General features: G+C 39.0%; 13 protein-coding genes. All 13 read right to left on the bottom strand.

Annotated features, from left to right (window positions below; all coding sequences use genetic code 11):
- Window position 1: 1 nt before the first annotated feature.
- The 13 genes from WKF69_RS02140 to asnB all read right to left on the bottom strand — a co-directional run bounded on the left by WKF69_RS02140 (window position 2) and on the right by asnB (window position 18,009).
- Window positions 2-1,156: an N-acetyl sugar amidotransferase gene (locus WKF69_RS02140; protein ID WP_340379165.1), complete on the bottom strand. Its 1,155-nt coding sequence runs from the start codon at window positions 1,154-1,156 to the stop codon at window positions 2-4.
- A 231-nt stretch (window positions 1,157-1,387) separates the two neighbouring features.
- The gene (locus WKF69_RS02135; protein WP_340379163.1) at window positions 1,388-2,020 is read right to left on the bottom strand and encodes a pseudaminic acid biosynthesis-associated methylase; all 633 of its coding nucleotides are present in this window, start codon (window positions 2,018-2,020) and stop codon (window positions 1,388-1,390) included.
- A 70-nt stretch (window positions 2,021-2,090) separates the two neighbouring features.
- Window positions 2,091-3,335, bottom strand: a complete 1,245-nt coding sequence (pseC, locus tag WKF69_RS02130) for a UDP-4-amino-4,6-dideoxy-N-acetyl-beta-L-altrosamine transaminase (RefSeq protein ID WP_340379161.1) — start codon at window positions 3,333-3,335, stop codon at window positions 2,091-2,093.
- Window positions 3,328-4,215 carry a class I SAM-dependent methyltransferase gene (locus tag WKF69_RS02125; protein WP_340379159.1) on the bottom strand — a complete coding sequence of 296 codons (888 nt, stop codon included), beginning with the start codon at window positions 4,213-4,215 and terminating at the stop codon, window positions 3,328-3,330. Before WKF69_RS02125 ends, pseC begins: the two co-directional genes overlap by 8 nt.
- Window positions 4,208-5,224 carry a UDP-N-acetylglucosamine 4,6-dehydratase (inverting) gene (pseB, locus tag WKF69_RS02120; RefSeq protein WP_340379157.1) on the bottom strand — a complete coding sequence of 339 codons (1,017 nt, stop codon included), beginning with the start codon at window positions 5,222-5,224 and terminating at the stop codon, window positions 4,208-4,210. The genes WKF69_RS02125 and pseB overlap by 8 nt, the downstream gene beginning before the upstream one ends.
- 121 nt (window positions 5,225-5,345) lie before the next feature.
- Window positions 5,346-6,440 (bottom strand): lipopolysaccharide biosynthesis protein, encoded by a 1,095-nt coding sequence (locus WKF69_RS02115; RefSeq protein WP_340379155.1) that lies wholly within the window; start codon window positions 6,438-6,440, stop codon window positions 5,346-5,348.
- A gap of 44 nt (window positions 6,441-6,484) precedes the next feature.
- On the bottom strand, window positions 6,485-9,016 hold the full coding sequence (locus WKF69_RS02110; RefSeq protein ID WP_340379153.1) for an SLBB domain-containing protein: 2,532 nt from the start codon (window positions 9,014-9,016) through the stop codon (window positions 6,485-6,487).
- Window positions 9,017-9,272: 256 nt separating this feature from the next.
- The gene (locus WKF69_RS02105; RefSeq protein WP_340379151.1) at window positions 9,273-10,184 is read right to left on the bottom strand and encodes an NAD-dependent epimerase/dehydratase family protein; all 912 of its coding nucleotides are present in this window, start codon (window positions 10,182-10,184) and stop codon (window positions 9,273-9,275) included.
- Complete coding sequence (locus WKF69_RS02100) at window positions 10,181-11,353, bottom strand: glycosyltransferase family 4 protein (RefSeq protein WP_340379149.1); 1,173 nt, start codon at window positions 11,351-11,353, stop codon at window positions 10,181-10,183. The genes WKF69_RS02105 and WKF69_RS02100 overlap by 4 nt, the downstream gene beginning before the upstream one ends.
- 1 nt (window position 11,354) lies before the next feature.
- Window positions 11,355-12,791 (bottom strand): alginate lyase family protein, encoded by a 1,437-nt coding sequence (locus WKF69_RS02095; protein ID WP_340379148.1) that lies wholly within the window; start codon window positions 12,789-12,791, stop codon window positions 11,355-11,357.
- 121 nt (window positions 12,792-12,912) lie between these two features.
- Window positions 12,913-14,001: a UDP-N-acetylglucosamine 2-epimerase (non-hydrolyzing) gene (gene wecB, locus WKF69_RS02090; protein WP_340379146.1), complete on the bottom strand. Its 1,089-nt coding sequence runs from the start codon at window positions 13,999-14,001 to the stop codon at window positions 12,913-12,915.
- Between the two features lie 4 nt (window positions 14,002-14,005).
- Window positions 14,006-16,147: a bi-domain-containing oxidoreductase gene (locus WKF69_RS02085; RefSeq protein WP_340379145.1), complete on the bottom strand. Its 2,142-nt coding sequence runs from the start codon at window positions 16,145-16,147 to the stop codon at window positions 14,006-14,008.
- Window positions 16,117-18,009, bottom strand: a complete 1,893-nt coding sequence (gene asnB / locus WKF69_RS02080; RefSeq protein ID WP_340379144.1) for an asparagine synthase (glutamine-hydrolyzing) — start codon at window positions 18,007-18,009, stop codon at window positions 16,117-16,119. The genes WKF69_RS02085 and asnB overlap by 31 nt, the downstream gene beginning before the upstream one ends.
- Between the last annotated feature and the right edge of the window lie 59 nt (window positions 18,010-18,068).

Genomic DNA, 18,068 nt, shown 5'->3' with positions numbered 1-18,068 from the left:
TTTATTCAACTGAAAAAGTTCTAATGAGATTGCCGTTTACATCCTTTTTAAAATTCCCATTCTCATCATGCTCAAAAAGAACGGGATTGGTAAATGTATCAATTACCTCGTCGATTTCCTGTTGGCTCATCCCCGAATACTCAATAAAATCAGCAATCGCAATTTTCGGATATTTACCATCGTGGTCATTTACCAGGCCCAGGGCAGCCTCTCGTGTTAACCTATTGTTTCTTATGTCGATACATGCGTGGTCGGTTGCACGACCAAAACCATACTTCACAAATTTGAGATAGTCATGCAAGCCAACTAACTTTTCATCTAAATTTTCATAATTAGTGTAGGTTCCCTCTATAAAACCATCCTCCTTTACAGAGAACCCATGCTTCTTTACAATTTCAAGCTGCTTTCTCGCATCCCAGAAAAAATAATGTCCCAGAAATATACCTGTTACGCCAACTCGCTCTATATCTTCGTCTGACGGATAAAAATAAGGGGTAAGCTCCTTAAGCGTTATCCCATCCACACCAACCATATCCTGAATCCTGTTCCCTAACAGTCCTCCAAATTCCTCCAACCATGTACGATTTAGAACCCTGTTTTTTACGGACTCCAGGGAGGGGCCCCCATATTCCTGCTGTGGATTCTCACCCCAAATGATTAATGGAATATTAAACTTAACAGCAATCATTACAGGAATGGTAAATATCCCAATGTGGTTCGGCCACATTTCATCACCTATCCGCTTGAAGCTTTCAATCACCATTTTTCTATATGCCTGGCTGTTCTTCTTGAAATGGATTACGTCAATACCCATTTCAGATAAATTATCCAGGTTCCGCTGCCCCAGTTCAGTGACCATCGTAGTTTCGAAACATACACAAAGAGGGTTCAGGCCGCATACATATTTCATATAATATGCCTGGTATGTGCTATCTTTTCCACCGCTTACAGGCACAATGCAATCCCAACCAGGGACATCACTACTTTTTTTGTAGTTTTCAATTATTTCAAAGAAATTCTTTCCCCTTTCCTCCCAGTCTATCCCCGCATCTTTCTCCGCCGCGGCAGTGCATGCACTACAAACGCCGTGATCATCAAACGTTAAGTCTGGTTTGGTTTCCGGGAAAAGGCATTTTGTGCAATATTTAATTTTCATTTGTATATAATTCGTTTTTTAAAGGTGATGAACCTGCCTGCCGGTAGGCAGGGCTATCATGATTTTAATATTCATGCCCCTGTGGGATTTGGCAAAATCATGATGGTTTCATCAGCGTATAATTTGTTTTTTTGCGATGGTGAAGCTATCATGAGCATATTCATTACGGTTTGCGAAAGGCATGCTCATGATGGTTTCATAATTATAATTTATCTTATTCAAGGCCACTCATTAAACCTGGGAGACTTTTTCCAGTAAGAACCAGGTAATGTCATCTTGAGGAAACGAAACATCCCTTCTATACGAAAAGCCATAATCGATTAGTTTAAAGTCAGAATATTTGTCCAAAAACTCGCCGGCAAAATCCCTTTTAAAAAGTTTATCCTGGTGCCCCCTATAAGGTATTGCCACAGGGCTAGGATTGTAGTACTCACCAATCAGCACATACTTTTTTGAAGCAGAATACAATTTCTCATAAACCGTCTGAAGCATGTCCGGGTTAATGTGTATTAATACACCTTTAATCAACGCAAGGTCAAAAGCTGTATCTGCTTGATATTCAAAAATAGATCCGCTATACACTTTTTCCTTACCAATCAGGGAACTTAATTGCGAAGCCGCCTCTTCATTAATTTCTACCGCATTCATCGAAATCTGCGGAAACAGAAGCTTCAAAGCTCTCAAATTCATTCCAATATTGGCTCCAAACTCAATGCAAGAGGAAATCTTCCCGGCCTGTTTTAATGATTTGGAAAAGAAATTTAGATTGGATGCCAATAAATCATCGCTTTTGTTTCTATCGATATAGTCTACTCCGAAGCTGCTAGCCCAAAATTCTTCTTGCTGTGTGTTAAATTTTTTCATTGTGTGCTTAATTTTTACTCAACCTTTACTAAACGTTTATATTCATTATTATAAACTCAAGTAATCGTTTTTATTTATCTTTTAACAACATGTTTGTATTTAATTTTACTTCCCTAAAGAAATCTCTAATTGACTGTATAACATAATTCTGCTCTTCATCGGAAAGGGACGGATACATTGGAAGACTTAAACAACGTTTATAATAATTCTCAGCACAAGGGAAATCACCTTCACGCCATCCGAGCTCTTTATAATAAGGCATCAAATGGGTAGGGATGTAATGCACCTGTGCGAAGATCTTCCGTTCTTTAAGATAGTTATATAGCTGCAGCCTCTTTTCAGTTTGGATAAGGTATAGATGATAGGCGTGCCCTGAAGGAACGAGATTAAGTTCATTGAATTGCGCTATAATTTCAGGCATCTTTCTGAACTCTTCATCATATTTTCGAGCTATAAGTGTTCTTCTGTTTAATCCTTCTTCTGCCCTTTTAAGCTGGCTTAGTCCCAAGGCGGCCTGAATATCTGTCAGCCGATAATTGTAACCAAGCTCCTGCATCTCCATATACCAGCCAGGGTAATGAACAGAATTGCTTTGTCCATTTGCAAAATCACGAGAATTTTGAAATTCATCCTCAGATCTGGTTATGCCGTGAGTTCGTAATTTCAAAAGCTTGTCGTACAATTCTCTACTATTAGTAGTTATCATACCTCCTTCACCAGTAGCAATATGCTTTACCGGATGGAATGAGAAAATGGCCAGATCGGCAAAGTTACCATTACCGCAATTTTGAAGGTTATTTTGGGAATTTTTAAAATAACCACCAGGCGCATGGCATGCATCCTCAATAATCCACAGCCCATGTTCATCTGCGAGATTCCTAAACGCTTCGAGATCCACAGCCTTTCCCCCAAAGTCAACGGGAATAATTCCTTTGTAAGAACCTTTAGGAGAATTTTCCAATAAAGATTTTACCTTGTTAATATCAAGCAAATACGTTTGCGGGTCTATATCAGCAAAAATAACAGTTCCTCCACAATACCTTACGCAATTAGCAGTCGCGGCAAAAGTAATCGGTGAGGTGATTACTTTATCACCTTCATTTATACTCAAGGCGATTGCGCATAAATGCAGTGCGGCTGTACCATTGGCTACAGCGACAGAAAATTTGCAACCGATATATTCTGAAAAAGCTGTCTCGAATTCAAGGATCTTAGGACCTTGAGTTAAGTAGTCAGCACTAAGCGTCTCTACTACAGCATCAATATCATCCTGAGTTATAAATTGTTTGCCATAAGGTATAATATGTTCAGTCATGCTTTGATGTTAATATTCCATACGACGAAAATAAGCATGGAATGCCCATTACCTTTGGATAGGAAATAAGCGATTCACGACAAAAAAAATGATCACCGCAATCCTCCAAACTTTTTTTGGTCAAAGGGCAGCAAAATTTGCTGTCAGAATCTCTACCTGTATCTTCTTTTTTAATAATATATAAACCGGTGGGGTTCAATGGATTAGATGACACATTAAACAACCGGTATTCGACCAGATCATATTTTAAATCTTTGATGACATTGGCTAAATTTTGAACGTACCCGTGCTTTTTCATCCGGCTTTTCCCCTCCTCGCTGGCAAACTCATTAGTAGGCTCGAGAAGTACCAAATATTTTTTTGACACTCTGTAAAGTTCTTCCAAGGCTTCCTTTTCCCGCCCCCCGTTAGGTTCTATTGAGTGTGAAGTATATACAACATCAATTGAAGAGTCGCTTAATGGTATATTAAAAAGATCGGCTACAAAGAGATCAGCTTCAGCTCCAATTTGTCGGAGATAGGTTTGTCCGCAGTGGATACGGCTCCAGGAAATATCAAAACCAAGAAAATTGAGAGAGGGCTTATTGAGTTTTAATGCTACATTCCCGAGAGTAGTAGCTTCTCCTGCGCCCACTTCAAGAACTGAGTTAAAATCTCCCAGGTTTGAAAATACTTCGGCGATTGCTGAGGTATAATTGTCGTTATACTCCGGATTCTTATTAATAAAATCTATATAACTGCCACTTTGAAAATCATAACTAATAAGGATATCCTCAATAGTATTTGACGCCCTTCCTTCTATACCTTTTATGAATTCTATAATATTCTGACCCTTTGCAAATAATTCTTTAATTCGTGGTATTAGCTCAATATTATTCATTTACACTAAATTGCGGATCTATATGCTCAATAATTAATTGTCTCAAACTGCTCACAGTTTCCCACTCCTTATTATCCCCGCTACTATATTGGAAGCCCTCAGTCACCTTTTTTGCATCAAAGTGCTTAATAAACTCATCGATTTTCCAGCTGGGACTTTGAGGCAAAATGGTATAATATTTACCCAGATCGTAAGTGAAAAACGAATCAGAAGAGGTGATCATTTCTTCATGAATCTTTTCCCCAGGTCTGATTCCGATCACTTTGTGTTCGCAGTCCGGACCTATTGCTGTTGCAATATCGGTTATACGGTAAGACGGAAGCTTTGGAACGAAAATTTCCCCACCCCAGGCGGTAGATAGAGCATGAAGCACCATATCGACTCCCCCTTCTAAAGAAATATTGAATCGGGTCATACTTTCGACCGTTATGGGCAATATACCTTCGTTCCGTTTTTTTAAGAAGAAGGGAATAACTGATCCGTTAGATCCCATTACGTTCCCATACCGGACAACTGAAAATTTAATATCTTTATCCCCTTTTATGTTGTTTGCGGCGACAAATAGCTTATCTGATGCAAGTTTTGTAGCCCCATACAAATTTATAGGCGCAGCTGCCTTGTCCGTTGACAGGGCAACTACATGCTGCACATCCGAATCTAAAGAAGCGTTGATGATATTCTCGGCGCCATTTATATTCGTCTTGACACATTCCATAGGATTGTATTCTGCAATTGGCACGTGCTTCATAGCCGCTGCATGAATAACGTAGTCTATACCCTTAAGCGCCCTTTTTATGCGTTCCAGATCCCTAACATCCCCAATAAAAAAACGAATTTGAGGAAAAAGATGCTCTGGGTAGTCTTGAGCCATTTCAAATTGTTTTTGTTCATCCCTGGAAAAAATCACCAACCTCTTTATACCCGGCCAATTACTTAAAATTCGACTTGTGAGTGCTTTACCTAGCGAGCCAGTGCCTCCTGTTATGAGCACTGCTTTATTATTTAACATTCTTTCAAATTATATTGGCTTTTCAAAGCCGTTGTTAGTACAAAAATAGCGAATTTATGTTAGGGGAACTAGCCTAGCAAGATTAATTTGAAATAGGAGTAACCATTTCGAAGTGAGGTAGTTACTCCTTTATTAGAAGGTTATTGTAAAATCTTCTAGAAATGAGAAAGCCTACTATAAGTATCCCTGCGAGTAAGCCTCCAATTATCATACTTTTCAACTTTCCGAACTTATCTTTGTCAAGCGGCATAACAGGTTGGTCAATAACCTGAATGAGAGGTGTTTCTTTTCGCAAAGAAAGTTTCGCCAGTTCGAGGTTCTGAACAAGTTGAGTCAATATCGCTTTGTTAGCTTCAGCATTAAATTGGGATCGCTGAGCTGGAGCTCTCAATATTTGCCGGGTGGGGTTTAAATTTGGCGTAGCATCTGCAATAGCTGCGGTTTGATAAATAGCACCACTTAATACGTTGCGAACAGAATCAGTCTGCCGCTGAATAATCGCTAAATTCTCCAGTGCTTTTTTAGTCTTAGTCTGCACATAGAAATCATTCACGTTCTGAACGATTTGATTATTAAACGCTTTAGCAAAAAATTCATCCTTAGAATTTACCGCCACCTTGATAATGCTGAGTTTTTTATCGGGTTTACTAACTGACAAGTACGATTGGTTAATTGATTTTACAGTAATACCAAGTATACTATCTTGTATTCTCGTAAAATTACCATGGTCATTGGGTGAAAACGTTATATTTTTAAGGTCTTCCCTATCATTCCATCCCTCTTTCAAATCGTTAAACTCTATGTAATGATCAATTAATAATTTGCTTTTCCCTTGGTGGTCCACATAGCTTAATAATGTTTTCTCAACCATGCTACGAGACCTATATAATTCGATGATGTTGTCGCCCTGAAACAAACCACCCCCCCCACCACCATCTAGTCCAGCCAGGCTGGCTAAGCCACCTAATTGGCCGAGCATTCCACCCCCACCATTATCCTCTTCCAAAACGAACGTTGTAACTGCAATAAAAACAGGCTTAGTAAAGTAAGCGACCCCAAGCCCTATAATACCCCCTGTAATACCAGTAACTAGAATAATTAGCCATTTAGACAAAAGGTACTTCCACCATTCTTGCACTTTCAAAATGAGCTCCTTTAATGAAATTTCATCATCCTTAGGGGAGGTTGTCTCTAAAACTGACTGCTTTTCCTGCATAATTGTAATCAGATTGTATTTTGGTAATCGAACAGCTTCAAAGATTATGGACCTGAAGTCAAATTCAAAATCCCTAAAATAATTGCACCGAGTGAAGCTATTCCAGTGGTAATTCCGAGTAACTCTTGGGCAGTCAATTTTTGATTACTATCCTCCTTTTTGGGAACAAAGAGCTCGGCTCCCTGCTCTATACTCGGATAATCATTAAAGAATAATATCTTTCTCGTGCTTTTCACTGAGCCGTTGGCATAAATCACATACGATCTCCTCTTCAACGATTTATTCGAAAAACCACCACCTTGTGATATATAATACTTAAACGAACGGCCGCTATTGAAAATAGTTGAAACAGGATACAATATTTCACCACTGACTTTAACTGTCTGGAGAAGTTTGGGTACTCTTAAAACATCCCCCTCCTCGAGTCTAAGATCATACAGGCTGCCAGGCTCCTCCAAAACTTTTTCAAGGTTAATACCGACGTAATCATTTTTTAATTTTAATATTTCTAGTTGCTGAATCGTGTCTGTAGCGACTTGACCAGTTTCTTGTAATCGCTGCAGCTTCATAAGACGGAGCTCTTCTTCGTCAGTTTGATTAATAGAATTTTTTCCTGCCCGGGGTGCACCCGCTCTCTTTAAGGCAGCACCCTTCGCAAAGGCAAAAACTGTTAAACCACCCGCGCGCGTAACTAGATCTGACAATTTCTCATCTTTTGATGCAATCGTATAACTACCGGGATACAATACTTCGCCTTCAATCTTCACCTCTCTTTGAATCTCATAACCTACGGAACTCCTAATGTTTACTATATCAAATGGTTCTAACAAAAATTGTGGCGTGGAAAAATCTAGATCCCTGGCAATATCCACTTGGAATACTTGGGCAGTCTGGGCTGCCCCCGTTGATTGGTTGCTGTTTTTAACCCTTCTTGACACTTCTATTCTTTTAGGTGACGAACTTTCATTAAAGCCTCCAGCTATTAGAATAAGCGCTTCCAAAGTCATTTTTTCGGCAAACGGATAACTTCCGGGAGACCTTACTTCGCCGCCTATGGCAACTTTATATTCTTCCCTCAGATCGAATATTGACGAGATATGTATTACATCCTCGCGCGTTAAGGGCACATCTTGTACTTTCTTATTTACGATATCTGCTACATTAAAGGGTATAAGCTGAACTTGTCCATCAGCCTGCAAACGAGTAATATAACCGCGCTGCATAAAAGCATCCTCTTTTAACCCCTCAGCTTTTGATATTAACTGCGAAAGAGATAATCCTGGCTGCAGTTCATATTGCCCAGGTCGGAATACTGCGCCATTAATGCTCACCCGGTTTACAAAACGATCGAGGACCTTGTCTACGAAATACTTATCGCCAGTTTGCGGAATATAACTGTTATAGAGATTACTCGTAATATCAGCAATTTTACGCTCTGTTTCAGTATTTTTTAGAACCTTAACACGAGCCTGGTAAGCGTTTTCTGTAAATCCTCCAGAGAATTTAAGTAGATCTACGAATGACTCATTGTTTAATAATTCAAAAATGCCAGGCCGTTTAACCTCCCCAACAATCTCTATTCTCGATTTGTAAACAGGTACTCTTATTATATCCTGATCCTGGAGCCTCAAGTTATTAGTCATTTCACCCTTCATCAGGAAGTCATAGATATCTAATACCGCTATTATCCTCCCCCCCCGGATTAGTTCAATGGCCCTAAATGAACCCCTTTCTGTTGGCCCTCCGGACGAATAAAGAGCATTGAAAGCATTTGCTAGGGATGGAAGTGTGTAAGTACCCGGCTTCTGCACTTCCCCAGTGAGAATAACTTTAATGCTTCTGATGTTACCTATTGCAACATTAAGACTAGTGCTCCCATTTCGTAGCCCCGAGTAAACGGTGGCCATTCTGGTTCGCAATCTTGCTGTAGCAGCTTCAATTGTAAGCCCTCCTACCGGGATAACACCTACATATTCCACATTTATTGTGCCCTCGGGGCTAACATTTAAATTATAAGACGCTTCGGAATTACCGTAAATATCAATTAACATTTGGTCATTAGGCCCTATAATATAATTCTTGGGGGTTGCCATGTTAAGATTTGGCTCGAAAGTCAAATTTGAGTTCCTAAAAAGATCGGCGCCAAAAATTTTTGATCGGAGTTCAAGCAATGCCTTATCTGCTTCCGTAGCTGGATCAACATCTTTAGGAATTGTATCTTGTCCGTAATTCAACTCTCGTGCACTCTTCCGGGGCGCATTGGGATCCTGATTAGCTGCCCGATTTTTATCTTGCTCTTTCAAAGCCTCTACCCTTTTGCGAAGTTTCTGGATTTCTTCAGCACGCATCCCTCTTGCCTGCGCTACTTGTTCTAATTGCGCATCACCCAAGCCTGTTGCCTGCACCTGACGTATGAAAGATCTTACCTGATCATCTGACAACTCGTCGACACGAACATTACTTAAATCCTGCCCGGTAGTTTGAGCGTAGGTATGAGGATGAAATAATAAGATGCCCACGAAGGTAAACAGGAGTATTACAGTGTATTTGAAATTCATTCCGGTATTTTCTATCATAAAACTTTTCGATTGCAAAGTTCTTTATTTTTTGCATCAAAGCAATAGGCAAATTGTACTAATTATCGAATTCCTGCAAATGTACTTAATTTTTCAATATGAAGAACCGTGGCCTGGGGCAGGTTCGAGGTATTTAGAGGAAAAGTATTAATAGGCCTTAGAGGTAAGGTCAAGAGTACGTCCGATTTTCTACCGGAATAGAACTGTATTTGACACGAACACTATTAAATCAATCGAAAAGTGAAGATATACATAATTACAATTTATCCGCATTCTGAAAGGATCTAACAGTTTTTATAATTCCCTCTCTAACATTTACGGGAAGATCCTTGCCAAGGGCTCTCCTAATTTTAGTGTTATCCACTTGATAGTTTTCCGTAAGTTTTTCAAGCCGTTCACCGGTTAATGGTAACCTCAAAAATGAACCAACTCTAGCTATAAGTTTAATAATTGAGGGATTGATTTTCCATAATGTAGCCTTACGGCCTGAAGATAAAGCTATTAATTTGACTAGTTCATTAGTAGACAAAGCATCATCATCCGCTACTTGATAGATACCGCTTGCAATATCATCGCGCTGCAACAGTTCCTTGATAACAAAACATAGATTTTCTACGCTTAAAAAAGAGCGTTTGTTTTCAAAAGCGGCCAGGAAATATGGAATTCCCGTTGAAATCATCTTATAAAGAAGAGTGAGATTGCCTTTATTTCCCGGCCCATGAATCAGGCAAGGCCTAAGAATATAAAAAGATTTACCGATAGGTAATGGTTGACTCTGAATGTATTCCTCCGCCATTAACTTTGACATTCCATATAATGTTGTAGGGTTCGGCACATCCGTTTCCTTCAACAAGTCTTTTACCTGATCTGCACTAGCTTTTACCGAACTTATGAAAATAAATTTTCTGGCATTCGATTGCAAAAAGTTGTCATATAATGTCTTGGTTAAGCTAAAATTTACGTCAAAATATTCTGAAGGGACTGATACCTTTCTCAGATCATGGGCTTTCCCAGCCATATGAACAATAACATCGGCTTTCAAATCCCCCAAATGAGGGTGTATAGTTCTTAAGGAGAGTGACTGGAGCGAAAATTCCTGCGTTCCCAAATATTTTATTAAACTCTGGCCAACAAAACCAGACGATCCTGTCATTAAAATCTTATTCATATGTACTTTAGAATAGACTCAGTCATTTTTTGATTTATAGATTCTCTCCTATATGAATTAATAAAAGCGCTACGGTCTAAAGGGGAGCCACTATCGTAACCCAGAACTTTTGCGGCTAATTCATATCCATTGCATGGCTGCACCATAATTGATCCAGGTAGATTTTTTTCAACAAAATGCTTTGAAAAACCATTGACACCCGCTATAAGGGGCTTGGGGAATACACCTAATTCAAACACCTTTGAAGGTAAAACTTTTTTAAACGCGTCGTAGTCATTAAGATGCATAAATAGGAAGTCGGCATTATTATATTCCTCAATCAGCGATGCACGATCTACTGGGGGTAATATTTCTACATTGGGGGTATTCCCTACTGAGTCTAACAGTTTTGATTTAGCACCCCCGTCACCAATTATCCTAAATTTAAATCCATCTCCAAGCGCTTTTGCAGCCTCCGGCACAACACGATGTAAGCCCTGGCCTTCTCCAATATTTCCAGCATACACAATTGTTCGTTGTTTTTTTCCAATTTCTGGGACAACTTTAACTGCATCAATAAAAAAAGGGTCGATACCGTTACTGTACTCACTATACTGAGCTTTGTCATACTTCTTAAAATAGTCGCGAAATCCGCCACTAATTAAATTTATATGAGAAGCATAATTGAAAGTTTGAGATTCAATGTAGCTGATAATAGGTATGACCGGACCTTTTATTAGAGGATTAGAAAACACATCTTTAATCGTATCTAAAAAAATGTCACGAATGTCTAAATAAAGGGGTATCCTTCTTTCACGGGCAATCTTATATCCTAAATAAGCTGTAAAAAGCCTTGATGAAGATGCAAAAATTAAGTCGTACTTTTTATTAATAATCAACCGCTTTACCTCGTTGAAATATTGCTTAAAAGAATTAATTTGGTCCCAAACACCACTCTGATGAAATGGAATGTTAATCCTTTTTATTGATATATTCCCCTTTCTTTCGAATTCTAGTGCCTCTGTGGTATACGTCCCGTATCGGTTTGGCAAGGTGGTTATAACATCCACCTCCACGTTACTGGACATTCCCTGTTTACCGAGTTCGTATGCCAAGGGACTATTGCGAAAAGATCCGGCGCAGAGATCCGGTTCAAAATAAAAACTAAGAAATAGTATTCTTTTTGGCATATTAAACTTTAGAAAATATGGATTTACAGTTTAATGTGAAATATACCTCAATTACTTTCGCTTTAAGTAATCGATTAAATCCTAAGGCATACTCATAGTCTTTAATTTGGAAGCCGTTGACGTTTTCAAATCTAACGCTTAAATTATTATCAAAAGCTATTTTACTATCTGATGAACTTAATATTCTTACTGAAGGATGTAAAAAGAATCGCGAAACTGTCCTATCACCTGAATTCACGGAATCGAAAATGGAAATAGAGTCGCTATTGATTGAAAAAACCCTGTTATGTTTAATTCCTGAATATTCAGCACAAGCTGAAATCATATCCCTATCCTGTACAAGTACTTTTACTCCGGCCCTTCGGCCTACCCGAAAGCCACCCCAAACTTCCGACTGATCTTTGCTATTTACTGTTACCGTGTTATGGGCCTTCGTAGACCGCTCCCACTGCCTCCTGGATGATACTTCGTATGTCGAAGTTCCCGGGTCTACAATAAAAGGCTTACCATGAACAAATAATATAAAGCTCAAATGATCCGCATGATTATGCCCGGGTTGATATGCGGGGCTGATGCCTTTAATGTCAGCAATTAATACACAAGAGTCATTCTCTAACTTGCGGTAGCCGGAATCTTGAAGAGCGACAATTGTTGAGTTTACATTTAAAGAATCGGCAATACTAAAAAGTTCCGCAGTTGTTAAGGCTATCCCATCAGCCGAGTCATTGAAATGAGGTATATCCCCATTTGGAAAAGTCATCTCTCCAAGCCAGCCAAGCATCAGGCCAGCTTTAGTTTTTAGAATTGAAAACAAGGTTTCGCCTTTTGGCAAATAGCTTAAAGTCTCTAATACTCTAAACAAAATTATCTGGTGATACATTGGACTTAATTCAAAATGAGCACCATCCTCAAGAATTTGTTCTTTTAACTGGACGATCAAAGTATTATGTGCTTTAACCTTCCACTCTTGATTATTGAAAAAATATCCTCCCATGAGCATGGCGAAAGCATTCTCGATTAAATGATTGCCTAGTATATGGTGTTCATAATTGTCGTTAAGGAAAGTCAATTCAGAATACAGGTTCTCAACAATATCATCGTACCGACCGATTCTTACTTCATCATTACTTAGAAAACGAATTAAACTCATTATCCGCAGAGAAACCGGGTACGGCTCAAGCTTAACATGTCCCGAATTTAAGGAGTCGTATAGATCTCGAATCCATGAGACCCGAATTTCCTCTGAAAGATTCTTTTGGTTTAAATAGTTAAGATATTGAAGGTTGTAATTCCACAATTTTCCATAACCATTAAAGTTCCAATCTATTTTTTCAGCAAATGAATGTGTTTGATTAAGAAGTTTAAAATGATTGGGTCCGACAACAATTACTTGCGAAGGAATAGCAATTAAAGTTAATGGGGAGAGAGAAGAACCCATTCTCTGTTTATATTTCGAAAGTGGTTTAGCATGGAGTAATTTGTTTTTTATCTGAAAAATTACCTGACCTGGTTTTAGATACCAAATAGTACGTAAGAGTCTTGGAAATTGTAGAAGCATCTTAAGATAACTTAAGCAGGACATCTACGATTCGTTCAGCAGCTTTTCCATCCCAAAGAGGGGGAATCGATCCATCTTTCCAAGATCCACTTAACAATGTCTTCAGAGCAGCTTTTAAAGCTTCTGGGTGAGTGCCGAGCAATTCATTTGTCCCAATTGTGCATGTTTCCGGACGCTCAGTAGTAGAACGCAGGGTCATACAAGGCACTCCCATTACAGTAGTTTCTTCAGTAATACCTCCCGAATCAGTAATTACTCCCTTTGCATGTTTAACCAGATAATTAAACTCAAGATAGCTCATTGGATCAACAAGTTTGATATTATTTATTTTAATACCAAAGGATTTAAGTCGGTCTTTCGTTCTGGGATGAACCGGAAAAATAACAGGGAGCTCATTTGCATTCTGTTCCATCACTGCAATGAGCTCCCCCAGTTGAAATTCATTGTCTACATTTGAAGGGCGATGTAACGTAATGACAAAATACTCGTCCGGTTCTAGGTTATATGTATTCCAAAATGATGGCTTAACAAATCTGGATTCCTGAGCTTTCAAAGTATCGATCATAGTATTGCCTACAAAAAAGATGCTCTTTTGTGAAATGCCGGATTTTACAAGATTTTCTCCCGCTGACTCCGTTGTTGTAAAAAAATAATTTGTTATACTATCAGTTACCAGACGATTAATTTCTTCTGGCATTGAAAGGTCACCTGACCTAATGCCTGCTTCAACATGCGCAACTTCGATATGCAATTTTCTTGCCGATATGGCGCAAGCCATTGTTGAAGTCACATCGCCTACGACCAAAACAAGATCCGTTGGATTTTGTAACAATTCCTGTTCGAAACGGACCATAATGGCCGCGGTTTGTTCTGCTTGAGTTCCACCACCCGCCTCCAAATTCGCATCAGGTTCGGGAATTGATAACTCTTCAAAAAAATCTCCAGACATCTTTTTGTCATAATGCTGACCGGTATGCACAAGACGAAAGTGTATATCTTTTCCATCTTTTTGAGCTCCCTTTATAGCATGTATTATCGGAGCAATTTTCATAAAGTTAGGCCTTGCCCCAGCAACTATGGTTATTTTCATATTCTTAAACAGTAATCCATTTTCCTTCCTTTAAACTGTCGATCGCTGCAAAACTAGCTTTCGTAGTATTAACAATATCTTCGAACGGGATAATTGGGTCGCTACCCGTTTTTACCTGCTCAAGGAGCAACTTACATTGGGCTTTATGGCCTTTATCCAATTGTGTATTCATAGATGAAAAACCCTTAAATCCGTACCCTTTCATCTTCCTGAAGTTCTCTATTATCAATATTCTTCCCTGAGAATATATTTCCACTCTCTCCTTATCATGTTCTTTATTTCCATTTGAAAAATAGTTGATAACTCCCTGAGAACCATTTTCAAACTTCAAAGTAATTATTGCATTGTCTGTATTCTCCGAGGGGTTACTTCCCATAGCGCTCATAGAAACATTTAAGACTCTACTGCCGGTGAAATAAAGCATTAAATCTATAAAATGACAAGCTTCTCCAATAATGCGGCCTCCGCCAGTGTTCATATCTTGAACCCATACATCAGAAGGAATAAAACCAGCATTCATCGTGCAAATAATGTTCATCACAGAATCTCCAAGCAACAGTTTAGCTTTACGAGCATGGGGGGAAAATCTTCGGTTAAATCCCACAGAAACGGATATCGGCTTTGTTGCAACTTGGTACGCTGCTATTATATTCTCGAGCTCCTCCCTTTTTATGGCCAGTGGCTTTTCTACAAACACATTTTTCCCTGCCTCAATCGTTTCTATTACCATAGCAGAATGGAGGTCATGGCGCGTAGTGATCATTACCAGATCGACGTCATGATCATCTAATACCTTCTTGTAGTCAGTAGTACTGTATTCAAAGGAATATTTTCTTGCTAAGGATTTAGATGACAATCCGCCAGCGCTGGAGATATATTTGTAAAAAGCGCCTGTATTCTTTAGTGCAGGCAGAAGTGTCATTTTTGTGAAATTGCCTGCTCCAATTATTCCGATCACACCTTTTGACGGCGGCATCAATGAAGTGGGGAGCCTGAGGACTGTCTCATTAGCAATTCCTGTAACAGGATACTCAAGTATAGATGCTATAGACTCTCCTCCCATATTATTGTATATCTTGAGATAGTCTTGCAGTGGAACTCTTTCAGTTATCAGAGGATTAACATTCACCCGCTTTTTTTGCATTGCGTCAAGAACGGCTTCGAAATTTCTTTTTTCGGTCCATCTTACATAGCCTATAGGGTAATCCTGCCCTCTAAATTCATAGTTTTCATCATACCGGCCCGGTCCATAAGAACAAGAAACTTGGAAAGTCAGCTCCTTTTTAAAAAAATCTGCGCGTTGTATATCGAGTCCGATAACCCCAACAAGCACAATTCGACCCTTCTTTCTGCTCATTTGAGCAGCCTGACTTATAACATCGTTACTTTTAGTAGAAGCAGTTATAATTACACCATCACATCCAACACCATTGGTGAGCTCCTCTACTATCTTTACAACGTTCACTGCCGACGCAAGGAAAGCCTTTGCTCCACTATCCACAGCCAATCTGACTTTTTGAGGATCAAAATCAAACCCTATTACATTACAGCCATTTGCCAGTAGGAGCTGCGTAGTGAGCAGACCTATGAGGCCAAGCCCTATTACCACAATTGTCTCACCCATAGTTGGATGAATTAATCGAATTCCCTGCAACCCGATAGAACCGATTACTGTGAACGAAGCTTCTTCGTAAGTAACGCCTTCCGGGATTTTCGCCACCAAATTTTGTGGAACGCAAACAATCTCCGCATGAGGTCCATTGCTTGCAACACGATCGCCTACTCTGAATTCTGTAACATTCTCACCCACAGCGATTACCTCCCCAGCATTGCAATATCCTAAGGGTATAGGTTCGTCCAACTTGTTAAAAACAGCCTCAAGAGTTGGTAATAAGCCTTCCGTCTTGATTTTATCTAACACTTGTTTAACTTTTTCCGGCTGTTGCCGAGCCTTGGAGATTAAATTACTCTTTCCAAATTCAACCAGCATTTTCTCCGTACCAAGAGATACCAAGCTCCTATTGGTTTTTATTAGCAATGTCCCTTTACGAACTAGCGGAACTGGAATATCCTCTAAAATAGTATGTCCCCTTTTTAAGTCTTGTATTATTTGTTTCATTTTGGATCTACAAATTGTCTCATCCAACTTTCAATAGCTAACAAAGCCCAAATAGAGTAGGAAGCGTCTATCTTACCTGATTTATTTTCCACAATTAAATTCCGAACCTTCACGGGGTTGAAAATACCCCGGGCATTAATTTGTTCCTCCCCGAGGTAAGAATTAATCAGTTCGGAAAGATCTTCATTTATCCATTTGCGCACGGGCGCGCCAAAACCAGCCTTTGAGCGATAAATTATATCATGTGGGAGGTATCTCTCCGCAACTTTTTTTAGAATATACTTCGTTTCAGAACCTTTCATTTTCAGTTCAGGAGGAATTTTAGTGGAGAATTCAACCAATTCTATATCAAGATAAGGCACTCTAACTTCAACTCCAACAGCCATAGATAACTTATCGGTATAATTCAAATTGTGATCTACAAGAAAGGTTTTTAATTCCCAGTATAACATCTTATTTAAAACATTACCCTCTAAGGGTATCTCTCGATTTAAATCCACCAGATTCTTTAGGGGATTGTAATCCTTCAATTGCAATTTAAATTCAGGAGCAAATAATTCATAAACCTTTGAGTACGAAAGCCATTCGAAATAGCCAGATAATCGTTCATCCTGGTTATTATCGATGTTTTTTACAAGTTTCTTAGCTCGTCTCATAAATGCCGAATTGGAGCGATCGGTTGATAAAATGAATTTAATAAGTTTTCCAAAGGGTCTGGGAATCCACCTATAAAACTTTTCCAATGCCAATGCCTGATGTCGCCGATAACCAGAAAACAGATCATCGCCGCCAGTGCCACCAATCAAAACTTTAATTCCCTGTTCACGAGCTTTAGTACATATATTTAAAACGTTTATGGGTGCAGCGTCCGCCTGGGGTTCATCAAGATGCCAAATCATTTTGTCAAAATTAGCCAAGATATCAGAATCAGCTTTAACGATGTTTAATTCGACATTTAGATGTTCTGCGACAATTTTAGCATAATCCAGGTCATTTGCAAAGCCTTCCGATTTAGAAAGCGCATCGGTATCTATTGTGAAACAGGGAACCTTGGCTTCGGGATATAGTTTTCTTGCAATTGCAACTAACAGACTAGAGTCCAATCCACCTGAAAGGAAAAAACCCACAGGCACATCAGAAAGCATCTGACGCTTTACTGCTTTTATCAATTTCTCCTCAAGCATATTTATCAACGTTTCCTCAGAGTCATTGAAGTAAGAACCTGCAAAAGGTATTTGATAGTATGGTTTAGAAGTAGCGATTTGAAAATCGTCTGCTTTGAAATGAAAAAAATGTCCGGGGGGCAATTTGGAAACATTCCGAAATGGAGTGTGGCTACCCGGACTCCACAAAAATGTCAAGTAGTTTGCAAGAGCCTTTGCATTTATCTCTTTATTAAATTTGAAAGGAAGCAGAGCTTTTAACTCCGAAGCGAAAACGAATTTTGTTTCATCTTGATAAATGTATAAGGGCTTCACGCCAAATTGATCTCTTATAATTAATACCTCTTCAGTTTGCTCGTCGTAAATGCAAAGTGAGAAAATACCGTTAAGCATTTTAAATAATTCCATCCTATACTCAACATATCCGTATAAAATAGTTTCAGTGTCAGATGAAGAGATAAAATTATATTTTTCGGCCAGCTGAACTCTCAACTCCCAATGATTATAAATTTCTCCATTGAAGATAATAACATATCTGCCATCATTGCTAACCATCGGCTGATGGCCATGTGATGAAACATCTTGAATAGATAATCTGGTGTGAAACAATTGAATTTTCCCGCTGCTGTACGTACCCTTGTCGTCAGGCCCACGGTGAGAGATATTGTCAGTAAGATTAATTGAGTTTCCCGGTGTCTTTGATATTATTCCAGCAATTCCGCACATACAGGGTCTATAAAAAAATATCTAATATGGCTTCACTAAATTTGAAACCCGAAAAGTGG

This window comes from Daejeonella sp. (genome assembly GCF_037719425.1).
In the GTDB taxonomy this organism is placed as follows: Bacteria; Bacteroidota; Bacteroidia; order Sphingobacteriales; family Sphingobacteriaceae; genus Daejeonella.
Note: the sequence above shows the minus strand (reverse complement) of the source record. Positions and strands in the feature narration are given on the sequence as shown.